This is a genomic window from Clostridium ljungdahlii, assembly GCF_001636845.1.
GTDB classification, from domain to species: Bacteria; Bacillota; Clostridia; order Clostridiales; family Clostridiaceae; genus Clostridium_B; species Clostridium_B ljungdahlii_A.
On the sequence record NZ_LITT01000064.1, the window covers coordinates 15,684 to 29,191 of the forward strand.

General features: G+C 30.5%; 11 protein-coding genes and 1 pseudogene. 10 read left to right on the forward strand and 2 right to left on the reverse strand.

The window, feature by feature from the left end; all coding sequences use genetic code 11:
* Nucleotides 1-49 precede the first annotated feature (49 nt).
* Nucleotides 50-205, reverse strand: coding sequence for a hypothetical protein (locus tag WY13_RS21425; protein ID WP_192845061.1), 156 nt, complete (start codon nt 203-205; stop codon nt 50-52).
* A 55-nt stretch (nt 206-260) separates the two neighbouring features.
* Complete coding sequence (locus tag WY13_RS19000) at nt 261-1,445, reverse strand: PLP-dependent aminotransferase family protein (protein ID WP_063557133.1); 1,185 nt, start codon at nt 1,443-1,445, stop codon at nt 261-263.
* 508 nt (nt 1,446-1,953) lie between these two features.
* Here WY13_RS19000 and WY13_RS19005 point away from each other — a divergent pair.
* The 10 genes and pseudogenes from WY13_RS19005 (at nt 1,954) to WY13_RS19050 (ending at nt 13,508) form a co-directional block, all read left to right on the forward strand.
* Nucleotides 1,954-2,391, forward strand: coding sequence for a hypothetical protein (locus WY13_RS19005; protein ID WP_063557134.1), 438 nt, complete (start codon nt 1,954-1,956; stop codon nt 2,389-2,391).
* A gap of 335 nt (nt 2,392-2,726) precedes the next feature.
* Nucleotides 2,727-4,070 carry a tRNA (N6-isopentenyl adenosine(37)-C2)-methylthiotransferase MiaB gene (miaB, locus tag WY13_RS19010; RefSeq protein WP_063557135.1) on the forward strand — a complete coding sequence of 448 codons (1,344 nt, stop codon included), beginning with the start codon at nt 2,727-2,729 and terminating at the stop codon, nt 4,068-4,070.
* A 16-nt stretch (nt 4,071-4,086) separates the two neighbouring features.
* Nucleotides 4,087-6,762, forward strand: a complete 2,676-nt coding sequence (gene mutS / locus WY13_RS19015; protein WP_063557136.1) for a DNA mismatch repair protein MutS — start codon at nt 4,087-4,089, stop codon at nt 6,760-6,762.
* Nucleotides 6,763-6,788: 26 nt separating this feature from the next.
* Nucleotides 6,789-8,618 (forward strand): annotated as a pseudogene (gene mutL, locus WY13_RS19020) (DNA mismatch repair endonuclease MutL).
* A gap of 8 nt (nt 8,619-8,626) precedes the next feature.
* A complete protein-coding gene (gene miaA, locus WY13_RS19025; protein ID WP_063557137.1) occupies nt 8,627-9,562 on the forward strand; it encodes a tRNA (adenosine(37)-N6)-dimethylallyltransferase MiaA in 936 nt (311 codons plus the stop codon).
* 49 nt (nt 9,563-9,611) lie between these two features.
* Nucleotides 9,612-9,854 (forward strand): RNA chaperone Hfq, encoded by a 243-nt coding sequence (hfq, locus tag WY13_RS19030; RefSeq protein WP_063557138.1) that lies wholly within the window; start codon nt 9,612-9,614, stop codon nt 9,852-9,854.
* 76 nt (nt 9,855-9,930) lie between these two features.
* A complete protein-coding gene (locus WY13_RS19035; protein ID WP_063557139.1) occupies nt 9,931-11,208 on the forward strand; it encodes an aminotransferase class I/II-fold pyridoxal phosphate-dependent enzyme in 1,278 nt (425 codons plus the stop codon).
* Nucleotides 11,209-11,460: 252 nt separating this feature from the next.
* Nucleotides 11,461-12,084, forward strand: coding sequence for a DUF1847 domain-containing protein (locus WY13_RS19040; protein ID WP_063557140.1), 624 nt, complete (start codon nt 11,461-11,463; stop codon nt 12,082-12,084).
* Between the two features lie 134 nt (nt 12,085-12,218).
* Nucleotides 12,219-12,674, forward strand: coding sequence for a hypothetical protein (locus tag WY13_RS19045; protein ID WP_063557141.1), 456 nt, complete (start codon nt 12,219-12,221; stop codon nt 12,672-12,674).
* Between the two features lie 207 nt (nt 12,675-12,881).
* Nucleotides 12,882-13,508, forward strand: coding sequence for a cobalamin B12-binding domain-containing protein (locus tag WY13_RS19050; protein WP_063557142.1), 627 nt, complete (start codon nt 12,882-12,884; stop codon nt 13,506-13,508).

Sequence of the window (13,508 nt, forward strand, 5' to 3'; positions counted from 1 at the left end):
TCCAACTATTAATTTTAACCAAGCTAAAGATAATTTAAGCTAAAAATTTCTATTTAATTAAGCTTTCTGTAGGAATGTGCATTGACTTAAATTGAAACATACTTTCATAATAAGTGCTTTTAAAATAACTCCTGTCTCCAATGCAATCAGCCCTTAGCTTATTTTTTCTCTCTTGTAATTTTTCAAAATCTTTTATATCATACATATTATCCACTCCCTTAAGAGAAGTTTAACCCAAAGGGAGTGGTTTTATTCATATATTAATAGTATTTAGCAAGAACTTTTCCTAATCTTTTGATTCCTTCAACGATTTTGTCTTCAGACATACATGAGTAGTTTAATCTAAAGTGATTTTTATGTCCACCATTTGGGAAGAAAGGACCTCCAGGAACATAGGCAACATTTTCTTTTAGAGCTTCTTTTAATATTTCAGCAGAATCTAAACCTTCTTTTAAATAAACCCAAGTGAAAAGTCCTCCATAAGGATTTGTGTGTTTAACTTCTTTTGGAAAATACTTGTCCATACTTTCCAGCATAAGCTTTCTGCGTTTTCCATATACTTTTTTAATTTCTTCCACATGTTCATTTAAATCGTACTTTTGCATAAAAAGTGCAGCTGCCCTTTGATCTAAAGTACTGCACTGCAAGTCTACACCTTGTTTTATAATAACGTATTTTTCAAGTATTTCAGGTGCAGCACATATCCAACCAAGTCTCAAGCCTGGGCAAAAAGTTTTTGAAAATGTTCCAAGGTATATTACCCAGCCATCTTTATCAAAACTTTTTATAGATGGATGTGTAGTGCCTTCAAAAATAAGTTCTCCATATGGATTATCTTCAATTACAGGAACCTGATATTCTTTAGCAAGCTCTGCAATACGCTTTCTCCTATCATCTGACATAGTTATTCCTGTTGGATTTTGAAAATCTGGAATTGTATATATCATTTTAACTCTTTTATTTTTCTTTAATTCTTCTTCTAATTTTTCTATTATCATACCATGTTCATCCATCTCTATTTCAGTAAAATTAGGTCGATAAGCTTTAAATGCACCAATAGCACCTAAATAACTTGGGCTTTCACATATTATAGTATCTCCCTCATTTACAAATATCTTAGCTGAAAATTCAATTCCTTCTTGAGATCCAGATGTTACAATTATATCATCTCCAGTTACATCTACACCTTCACGAGACATTCTCTGCTTTGCTATTATATCTCTTAAAGGCTTAAAACCTTCTGTTGTACTATATTGTAAAGCAACTTGTCCATCCTTTTCCAAAACCTCTTGAGTAACTTTCTTCATTCCGTCTACAGGGAATAATTCCGGTGCTGGTAATCCTCCGGCAAAAGAAATGACTTCAGGCATCTCTGTTAATTTTAAAAGCTCTCTTATTTCAGATGCTTTTAAACCATTTGCCCTTTCTGAAAAATTTATTTTCATAAAAAAACCCCCTTAAGTAAATATTTTGTCATACAAATATCTATTTATCGCCACCTTATAAATAGATATATTACAATAATAAAGTTTTTGAATGATTTTTTCAATAAAAACTTTATTATTGTATAATTCTGAATACGAAATTTATTCTATATATTTATTATACTTAAATTTAAAGAGCTATGAAAGTTAAAGTCATGTTATCACATTCTGATTTCAGAGTAAACAAAAATGCATTAAAAAATACAAAGTACGGCGAATTAGATATTTCAGGAAGCGAAATATAAGTGTATTCATATAATATATTAAAAAATAAAATTATGAGATTAAATAAAATTTTTACATAGATGGAGGTAATAATATAAAAAACCTTATCAGAGATTATGCCACTGCTGCATTTAGATTTTATGCTAAACAAAATATGTCAGTGGATAAATAAAAGGAAAAAATATATGATGAAGCATTTGATATATGTTAAAAATAAGTTAGAAAAATGAAGGAGATGTTTAAAATGTCAAATGAAGCAGAAAAAGTGTTTTTATATGATTTAGTTCGCACTCTTAATAAAAAATATAACTATGAAACAGAATTAAGAAATAGAATAAGTCAAACTAGTAAGCTTATAATTGAATATTTTGATATTCTTCAAGAAAATTTAAAAAATATATGTGAAATTTCTAATGGAGACATTATGATAAAATTAAATGAATCTAATGACATTATTGCTAGAATTAAAATATTTAGTGATGAACTAATATTTAAAAGGGAAAAAAATATGATAGATGTATTGCTGAAAGGGACCGCTATAAATGGTGATTCTAAAGATGTTAGAATCAATTATATTGACTGCCAACCTGATGAAGTTAATATTAATTTTAAAGTAATGGATGATATATTAAAACAGGCCTTTAAAGATGTGATTGAAAATATTAAAAAAGAGCTTAAATAAGCTCTTTTTTAATATTTAAATATAATGTTTAAATATAATGAATAGCATAGAACTAGTTAAATGGATTAATACTTTAATAAAACATAATAATATTAAAGAATTTTATGACTCTGATACAATATGGAAACTAGTAAGAGCATACAGAACTCAAATCTATATTATCAAGTACTTAGCTACAGGATTTTTAAAATATTATATTTACAAAGTTCTGCTATTATATTAAAAGTAAGATAAACATAGTCCATTGAAAACAATCTTAATGAATTATGTTTATTTTCAGTTACTTATTATGTTATAATACAGTGTAAAGCTAAGACTATCGGAGGTTATAATACATGATAAATAACATAGAAAAGGCAACTAAAAATTTCTTTATTGAAACCTGGGGCTGTCAGATGAATGAAGAGGATTCTGAAAAATTATCTGGTATGTTAAAAAGATTAGGATATAAAAGAACAGAAGATAGATCTTCTGCAGATTTAATTATATTTAATACCTGCTGTGTAAGAGAAAATGCAGAACTAAAAGTATATGGAAATCTTGGAATGCTCAAAAAGCTAAAGATTAAAAATCCAAATCTCATAATAGCCATATGTGGATGCATGATGCAGCAAAAAGACATGGCAAAAAACATAATCAAAAGATTTCCTTTTGTAGATATAATATTTGGGACTCATAATTCTTATAAATTTCCTGAATACTTAAATAGAGTTCAGCAGGAAAATACATCTGTAATTGAAATACAAGACAAAGAATCTGGAATTGTAGAAGGGCTTCCAATAGATAGAGAAAGTAATGTAAAAGCCTTTGTTACAATAATGTATGGATGTAATAATTTTTGTACCTACTGCATAGTTCCCTATGTAAGAGGAAGAGAGAGAAGCAGAAAACCTGAAGATATTGAAAAAGAAATAAAAGAATTGATTTCAAAAGGTTATAAGGAAATAACCCTCCTTGGACAAAATGTAAATTCCTATGGTAAAACTTTAGAACCTAAAGTAAGTTTCAGTGATCTCTTGAGGAGAATTAATTCTATAGATGGTGTTGAAAGAATTAGATTCATGACATCCCATCCCAAAGATTTAACTGAAGATGTAATAGATGCAGTAGCTGAGTGTAGTAAAGTATGTGAACAAATACATCTTCCTGTTCAGTCGGGTTCAACTTCTCTTCTAAAAAAAATGAACAGAAACTACTCAAAGGAAGGGTATCTAAATCTTGTTAAAAAGATAAGAGAAAAAGTGCCAGATGCCGGTATTACTACGGATATAATAGTTGGTTTTCCAGGTGAGACGGAAGAGGATTTTGAAGAAACATTAAATCTTGCAAGAGAAGTACAGTATGATTCAGCATTTACTTTTATATATTCCAAAAGGAAAGGTACTCCTGCTTATGATTTTGAAGAGCAGATTCCAGAAGATATAAAACATGAAAGATTTAATAGACTTGTTGAAGTTATAAATGAATCCTCCGCTAGAAAAAATAAAGCTTACGAGGGAAGAACGGAAGAAATATTAGTAGAGGGTACAAGTAAAAATGATACTACAAAACTTACAGGTAGAACAAGATCAGGTAAGCTGGTAAACTTTGAAGGTAATAAAAAAGATATAGGCAAATTAGTTAAAGTAAAAATAACAAAAGCAACTTCTTTCTCACTTTTAGGTGAGGAAATACAGTAGCAAGGAGGACAGTAAAGTGGCATTAACTCCAATGATGCAGCAGTATATGGAGGTAAAAGAAAGTTATAAAGACTGTATACTGTTTTTTAGATTAGGTGATTTTTATGAAATGTTTTTTGAAGATGCAAAAATAGCATCTAGAGAACTTGAATTAGTGCTTACAGGTAGAGACTGCGGCCTAAAAGAAAGGGCTCCTATGTGTGGAATACCCTACCATGCCGCAAATTCATATATAGGAAGACTTATAAACAAAGGATATAAGATAGCTATATGTGAGCAGCTAGAAGATCCTGCTCTAGCAAAAGGTATAGTTAAAAGGGGCATAATCAAGGTTGTAACTCCTGGGACTTATACGGACTCTACTTTTTTAGAAGAAAATAAGAATAATTATATAGCGTGTTTGTACATAAATACCAAGACAAATATTTCTGCACTGTGCTTTGCAGATGTATCCACTGGAGAATTCAATTGTACGGACACTCCTTTTAATTTATCTATAATTTTAGATGAAATATCAAAATATTCTCCAAGTGAACTAGTGATTCAAGATAGTATAAGTATTGATCTATTGAATAAAATGAAGGATATTTTTAATGGTTCATTCACTAAATTAGATGAAAGCTATTTTTCAGACGAAACTAAAAATATGTTAGAGGATCAGTTTGAAAATTTTGCAGGGGAAAATTATAGTAATGAAATTATAAAATGCTGCGGCTCTCTACTAAAATATATAAGGGAAACTCAAAAAAATGATCTATCTCATATAAATAAATTTTCCTATTACAATATAGTAGATTACCTCACTATAGATGGGAATTCCAGAAGAAATTTAGAAATTACAGAAAGCTTAAGAGAAAATAATAAAAAGGGATCTCTCCTATGGGTTATAGATAAAACAAATACATCTATGGGAGGGAGGCAGCTTAGAAGATGGCTGGAACAGCCCCTTATAAATAAGGTTAAAATAGAAGAAAGACTGGACTCTGTAGAAGAAATTTCAAATAATATATCCTACCATGAAGATCTAAAAGAGGCTTTAAAAAACATATATGATATTGAGAGATTAGTTGGAAAAATATCTTCTAAAAGTGTAAATGCAAAAGAGTTGAATTTTTTAAAAAACTCTATAGAAAAAATACCTGAAGTAAAATCCATACTATCCAATTTTCATACAAAATTATTGAAGGATATGTACGAAAACTTGGATGAACTAAAGGACATATATTCACTTTTGGATAAATCTATATTAGATAATCCTGCAATATCTTTAAAGGAAGGCAACCTTATAAAAAAAGGATATAACAGTGACATAGATGAACTTAAAGAAATAAAGGCTCATGGTAAGGAATGGATAGCTTCTCTTGAGAACTCAGAAAGGGAAGTTACTAAAATAAAATCTCTTAAAATAGGTTATAATAAAGTATTTGGTTATTATATTGAGGTTACTAAAAGTAATTTAAATCTTGTACCAGAAGGTAGATATATAAGAAAACAAACTCTTACAAATGCAGAAAGATACATAACCCCTGAATTAAAAGAAATGGAAGATAAAATATTAGGTGCAGAGGAAAAACTTATAAATCTAGAATATAGTGTCTTTATAGAGGTAAGAGATAAAATAGAAAATGAAGTAGATAGAATGCAAAAATCCGCTAAAATAATTTCAGAAGTAGACTGCTTAAGCTCCCTTGCAAGAGTTGCTATAGAAAATAATTATTGTAAACCTGAAATAACAAATTCAGATAACATAATTATAGAAGAAGGTAGACATCCTGTAGTAGAAAAGATGATTGACTCTGGAGAATTTATATCAAACGACATAAACATAGATACTTCCGAGAATCAACTTCTTTTAATAACAGGACCTAATATGGCAGGCAAATCTACCTACATGAGACAAATAGCTTTGATTGTTATAATGGCCCAAATTGGCAGCTTTGTGCCAGCAAAAAATGCTTCCATATCTGTTTGTGATAAGATATTTACAAGGATAGGTGCATCAGATGACCTGGCATCGGGAAAGAGTACCTTTATGGTGGAAATGTGGGAGGTTTCAAACATACTTAAAAATGCAACTAATAAGAGTTTGATTTTACTGGATGAAGTAGGCCGTGGAACAAGTACTTATGACGGTCTTAGCATAGCTTGGTCGGTAATAGAATATATATGCAAAAACAGCAAACTAAAATGTAAAACCTTATTTGCCACCCATTATCATGAACTAACTAAATTAGAAGGTAAGATAGATGGAGTCAAAAATTACTGTGTATCCGTTAAGGAGATGGAGGATAATATAGTTTTTTTAAGAAAAATTATAAGGGGAGGAGCCGACCAATCCTACGGCATAGAGGTTGCAAAGCTTGCAGGACTTCCAGAAGAAGTTTTAAAAAGAGCAGGAGAAATATTGAATAGCCTTGAAAGTAAAAAACTAAAAGAAAATAAACGTGCTGATTCTGAAATTGCACTAGATGTAGAGTATTCAATAAATGAGAAAAAAACTCCTCTCAAAAATAAGGAGACAATTATAGAAAAAGCTCCTATACTTGAACCAACCAGACAATTGGGATTTTCAGATATAGAAAAAACAAATTTAGTAAAAGATATTACAGATATAGATATACTAAACATGACTCCTATGGACGGATTTAATAAACTTTATGATATAATAAGAAGAGCAAAGTCCATAAGATAAAACTTAGTCATAAGGAATGATGTATGGTGAAAAGAATAAATTTACTTGATGAAAATACTTCAAATAAAATTGCCGCTGGAGAAGTAGTTTAAGGCCCTTCATCTGTAATAAAAGAGCTTCTTGAAAATAGCATAGACTCTGGAGCTAAGAACATAACTATAGAAATAGAAGATGGTGGAGAAAAATCCATAAAAATAATAGATGATGGATGGGGAATACATCCTTTGGATATAAAAAAAGCCTTTATGCCTCATGCCACAAGTAAAATAAGCACTGTAGAGGATTTAGATAAAATAAGTACTTTAGGGTTTCGTGGAGAGGCTCTATGCAGCATAGCTTCCGTATCAAACACCATGCTTAAAAGTAAAGCAGAAGGTTTTGATGTGGGAAATGAAATAATTATAAGTGGAGGAGCCTTAAAGGAAACTCAAGAAATTGGCTGTAACAAAGGGACTACAATTTTAGTAGAGGATTTGTTTTTCAATGTGCCTGCCAGGAAAAAATTCTTAAAATCCCCAAGTAGGGAAGCTGCAGGTATATCGGACATAGTAACAAGACTTTCTCTTGCCAACCCAGACATATCCTTTAAATTTTTTAAAAATGGGAAAAAGGCTTTGACAACTTATGGTACGGGAAAAGTGATGGATGTTATACGATGCGTATATGGGAAAAATATATATGAAAATATAATTCCTGTGGAAAAGCACAGCGATGTTATCTCAATTTTTGGATACATAGGTAACTCCGAAATAAGCAGGGGAAGCAGAAATAACCAAAGTATATTCATAAATAAGAGATATGTTAAAAATAAATCCATAACTTCTGCTGCAGAGCAGGCTTTTAAATCATTCTTAACCATAAATAAATTTCCTTTTTTTATATTGTTCATAGATATATTTCCTGAATTTGTAGATGTAAATGTGCATCCAGCCAAATGGGAAGTTAAATTCAGCGACTCCAGAATGGTATTTAAATTTGTATTTGATGCAATTCACGAGGCTTTAAGGGAAAGCTTAAAGGATTCCTTTACCATTGATTTAAAGGAAGATGATTTAAAGCCCAAAAAAACTGAAACTGAAATTAAGGAAGTTCAAATACCAATAGATTTGAGATCTCCAAATGAGGGGATTTATGTAGAAAAAAATGAGCCTGGCTTATTTAAAAAAAGTAAAGAAAGCTCAAATAAAAATGAATTTGTAAAAGAACCTAAGGTATCTTTTACTGCTAAAGAAAATGCAGTATCTAAAAATAAACCAGAAGAAACTAGAGTAGCTAAATTTCCACCACTTAGAATAATAGGACAATTTCATAGTACCTATATAATAGCAGAAGATAACAGTAATCTTTATATGATAGACCAGCATGCAGCCCATGAAAAAATTCTATTTGAAAAATATAAAAAGAGCATACAAAAGGGTATGGTATTATCCCAAGTTTTAATAACTCCTGTAGTAATGGAACTTACAATTAAAGATTATAATTGTTTTATAGAAAATAGAGATTTATTTAAAAAAACTGGTTTTAATATAGAATTATTTGGAAATAATACAATAAGTATAAGAGAAGTACCTATGATACTTGGAAAACCTGATATGAAAAATTTATTTATGGATATATTAGATAATTTAAAAAACATGGGATCAGGCAATACCTGGGAAGTTAAATATCTTTCACTTGCAACCCTTGCCTGTAAAGCTGCCATAAAGGCAAATTCTAGCATTTCAGAAATAGAAATGAATCATTTAATTGAAGAACTGCGCTTTATAGATGACCCATTTAACTGTCCCCACGGAAGGCCCACTATAATAAAACTTACATTAAATGATCTGGAGAAAAAATTCAAAAGAATACAATGAGGAGAGACATGAAAAACTTATTTATACTTTCGGGACCGACTGCAGTTGGAAAAACTCATATATCTATAGAACTTGCTAAAAAATTAAAGGGTGAAATAATATCTGCAGATTCCATGCAAATATACAAGTATATGGATATAGGTTCTGCTAAAGTTACAGAAGCTGAAATGCAGGGGATTACCCATCACTTAATAGATTTTATTGAACCAGATAAGAATTTTAACGTATCTGAGTACAAAGCCTTAGCTGAAAATGCAATAGATGAAATATGTAAAAAGGATAAACTTCCTATGGTAGTGGGTGGTACTGGACTTTATATAAATTCTCTCATTTTAAATTACAATTTTACAGATGCAAAAACAGACAAAAGCTATAGAGAATGCCTGGAAAATTTAGCAGAAGAAAAGGGGAAGGAATACGTACATTCCCTTTTGAAAGAGGTAGACATAGATTCTTACAAAAGATTATATCCAAATGACTTAAAAAGAGTTATACGTGCCCTGGAAGTGTATAAACTCACAGGGAAAACTATAAGTGAGTACAACGCAAATACCAATTTATATGACATACCTTATAACATATATTATTTTGTACTCACTATGGATCGGGCTAAATTATATGATAGAATAAATAAGAGGGTAGATTTAATGATGGAAAATGGCCTTATAGATGAAGTTAAAAGTCTAAAATCCATGGGATATACCCCTGATATGCAATCCATGAAGGGTATAGGCTATAAGGAAATTTTAGATTATTTAAATGGAAATTCTACCTTAGATGAAGCTATCTACTTAGTAAAAAAGGGAAGCCGAAATTATGCCAAAAGGCAGTTAACCTGGTTTAGAAAAGATAAAAGAGTAGTTTGGATAAATAAGGATAATTTTAGTTGTGACGAAGACATTGTAGAACATATAATACACGTCTTTAATATAATGAAAATTTAAATTCATTATATTGTATGAATATAAATAAAAGTTACGGAGGGTGAGAACTATGAGTAAAACAGCTAATAACTTACAGGACATATTTTTAAATGGGGCAAGGAAAAATAAAATTCCAGTTACTATATACTTAACAAATGGATTTCAAATTAAAGGAAATGTAAAGGGTTTTGACAACTTTACCGTTATAATGGATTGTGATGGCAAACAAATGATGGTATATAAACATGCGATTTCAACTATGACACCTATAAAGTGCATTTTATTTAACAATTTTTCAGGAAATGAGATATAGGGGGAATGGACATTTGTCTATTCCTTTTCTATATGTTAATATGACATTTAGTACATACATTTAGGAGGTAATATTTTTGCTAAATATAACAAAAAAAGTACTTAAAGATAAATATAAAATAAGCGATAAGGTAATTGATTTATATGAAAAGGCTTTAAATGATGTGAAAGACCAATTTCAATACTACGATGAAATAAGGGAATTCAATCAATTAAAAGTTTTAAATGCACTGCAAGAAGAGGGAATAAGTGAATCTCATTTTACAAATTCATCTGGATATGGATATGGAGATATAGGTAGAGATTCATTGGACAAAGTCTATGCTAGAATATTCAATTCAGAGAGTGCCCTTGTAAGGCCTCATTTTGTAAATGGGACTCATGCTCTTGGCTGTGCACTTTTCGGAAACTTACGTCCTGGAGATACTATGCTTTCAGTATGCGGTGATCCCTATGATACCCTTCATGAAGTAATTGGCATAGAAAACAAGGGTTCCGGTTCTCTTAGAGAATATGGAGTAAATTATGAACAGGTAAATTTAACTGATGATAACAAAATAAATTTTGAGGACATAAAAAAGCATCTTGAAAATAATCATACAATAAAACTGGTACATATACAGAGATCTACAGGTTATGGCTGGAGAAAATCTCTTCTTATATCTGAAATCAAGGAAATTATAGATTTCGTTAAAGGTATAAATCCTAATGTAATATGTTTTGTAGACAATTGCTATGGTGAATTCATAGATACCATAGAGCCTACAGATGTAGGAGCTGATTTAGTAGCAGGTTCGCTTATAAAAAACATAGGTGGTGGAATAGCACCAACTGGTGGATATATAGCAGGAAAGAAAGACTGCGTTACAAAAGCGTCTTACAGGCTAACTGTACCTGGAATAGGTGGAGAATGTGGTTCTACTTTTGGAGTTATGAGACTTTTATATGAAGGTTTATTTTTTGCACCTCATGTTGCCATAGAAGCACTAAAGGGAGCTATATTCTGTTCTAGAATAATGGAACTTTCAGGATTTGAAGTACTGCCTAAATATACGGATAAAAGAAGCGATATAATACAGTCTATTAAGTTTAACGACAAGGAAAAGCTTATAAATTTCTGCCGTGGAATTCAAAAGGGATCTCCTGTAGATTCTTTTGCCCAGTGTGAACCTTGGGATATGCCTGGATATTCAGATCAGGTCATAATGGCTGCTGGAGCTTTCATACAGGGAGCTTCTATAGAGTTGTCTGCAGATGCACCTATAAGAGAGCCTTATATAGGTTATCTGCAAGGTGGACTTACTTTTGACCATGCTAAGATTGGAATATTGATAGCTCTGTCAAATATATTTTAGAGTTTCTAAGTAAAAAATCAACTTATACTGCGAATATTTTTACAACCTTCATCCCGGTTAAATATTTAAATGTGCTTCATTATTGTAAAAATATCTCTACGTATAAGTTGATTTTTAGGTTTAGAAATTTGAGGTGAATTTTGTCAGTATTATTCCTATGTATAAGTTAACTTTTTTAATGAAAAACCCTATAATTAATATAAAGAAGATTACATTGATTTTAAAATTTTAATAAATATGTGAGGTGGTAATATGTATACTTGTGCTATGTGTAAAGAACATTTTTGTAAAAAAGGAGAGCTTGAAAATTTACCTTCTAACTGTCTCTGCAGGGAAGATGAGGAACAGGAAAAGATAAAGAAGTTGTACCTTGAAGATGAAAATGCTAAATTGTCTTATAATTCAGCATTGGTAGAAGCAGAAGGTTATTGTAAAAAAACAAGACTTGAGGAAATAATGGATTTTGCAAACAAGTGCAACTTTAAAAAGTTGGGATTAGCTTTTTGCGTAGGCCTTAGCAATGAGGCAAGGATGTTATCTTCAATACTAGAGCATAATGGGTTTGAAGTTAATTCCGTAATATGCAAAAATGGAAGCATACCTAAAGAGTTTTTAAATATTAAAGACAGCCAAAAGGTAAGACCTGGTACTTATGAGCCCATGTGTAATCCAATTGGACAAGCTGATTTTTTGAACAAAACTAAAACAGATTTAAATATCATTTTGGGTTTATGTGTGGGGCATGATTCTTTGTTTATAAAATATTCTGAAGCACCTATAACGGTTTTTGCAGTTAAGGACAGGGTTCTTGCACATAATCCTCTGGGAGCTTTATATCTTTCGGAAGGATATTATAAGAATAAGTTGTACAAGTAAATGAATTTGATAATACTGCGTCATTGTTTTTTTAAGGAAGACAATGACGCTTTTCAATTTTTGTGAGTGATAATGTTTTAATACAAATAAAAACATTTCTATTCTTTTATATATTATAAAAAAGGAATGTAACTATGGAAAAAGAAGAAATTATTAATGCGTTTTTAAAAGTGGTTCCCGTTCTTAAAGATATGTTGTTGGATGATATAGTAGTGTCTGTTGCGGACACTACGAAAGTTCTATATTATAGACCAGGTGACACAATAGATATAAAAGCTAATGTAGGAGATAAATTGTCACCAGGTGAGCCTTTATATGAAGCAATTAAAGATGGAAAGACATATAGTTCAACAATTTCTAAAGAATTAAACGAAATAAGAAAATTAGCTCAATTAAGTAATCAATCATCAGAAAAAGTCTCACAATCTTTATCAGAGACAAATAAATATATTAGAAATATTTTCAAGGTAATAAGTGAAGCACAATCTATTTCCGAAGGACAAGCTGCCTCTACTCAAGAAATGAATGCCACATTAGAAGAGATTACTACAAGTGCTCAAACATTAACAGAGATTTCAAAGACTAAATAAGTCTAAATATAATTGCAATTTACACAGTATAGTGTGAATTGCATATTTTTTTGAATAAAAATAATGTCTAATAAATAATCACAGTGTATAAATAAACGTATCAAATTCAGTCATTATGTAAGCTGAATTTCCACAATGTATATGATATTCTAACATTAGTACAAATTAACATAAATTTTTATTTTGTATTAAAAGGAGGATATGAAAATGAGTAAAAAATTAATTGATGCAATGGCGGACTTAGATGAAGACGTTGTTTTAGCAGAAGTAAAGGCACAAAAAGAAAGTGGAACACCAGTATTAGATATTATAGCAGATTTGCAAGAAGGCATGGAAATTGTAGGAAATAGATTTGAGAAAAAAGAATACTTTTTATCTGAACTCATTATGTCAGCTGAAGTGTTTAATGAAGCTTCTGAAATTATTGGAGGATTGGGTGAATCTTCAGTATCAAGCAATGGAATATTTGTAATGGGAACTATTTATGATGATATACACGATATAGGAAAAAATATAGTAACTACTGTAATGAAAAGTAACGGCTTTGATGTAAAGGATTTAGGTGTTGATGTGCCTACAGCAAAATACATTGAAGCTATAAAACAATATAAGCCTAAGGTAATAGGAATATCATGTCTTTTAACTACTTGCTTTGATAATGTAAAACAATGTATAAAAGAAATAGAAGATGCAGGACTTAGAAAAGATTTAAAGATTCTAGTTGGAGGTGGACCTGTAGATGAAAATGCAGGAAAATACATGGGAGCAGATTTAGTTTGTAAAGATGCACAACAGACAGTAGATTTCTGTAAAAAAGCTATGGAGGTAAAATAA

Coding starts and splice junctions, on each gene's coding strand:
- WY13_RS19005 (WP_063557134.1), top strand. CDS start 1,954: ATGTCAAATGAAGCAGAAAAAGTGTTTTTATATGATTTAGTTCGCACT.
- WY13_RS19045 (WP_063557141.1), top strand. CDS start 12,219: ATGGAAAAAGAAGAAATTATTAATGCGTTTTTAAAAGTGGTTCCCGTT.
- WY13_RS19040 (WP_063557140.1), top strand. CDS start 11,461: ATGTATACTTGTGCTATGTGTAAAGAACATTTTTGTAAAAAAGGAGAG.
- miaA (WP_063557137.1), top strand. CDS start 8,627: ATGAAAAACTTATTTATACTTTCGGGACCGACTGCAGTTGGAAAAACT.
- WY13_RS19050 (WP_063557142.1), top strand. CDS start 12,882: ATGAGTAAAAAATTAATTGATGCAATGGCGGACTTAGATGAAGACGTT.
- hfq (WP_063557138.1), top strand. CDS start 9,612: ATGAGTAAAACAGCTAATAACTTACAGGACATATTTTTAAATGGGGCA.
- miaB (WP_063557135.1), top strand. CDS start 2,727: ATGATAAATAACATAGAAAAGGCAACTAAAAATTTCTTTATTGAAACC.
- WY13_RS21425 (WP_192845061.1), bottom strand. CDS start 205: ATGTATGATATAAAAGATTTTGAAAAATTACAAGAGAGAAAAAATAAG.
- WY13_RS19000 (WP_063557133.1), bottom strand. CDS start 1,445: ATGAAAATAAATTTTTCAGAAAGGGCAAATGGTTTAAAAGCATCTGAA.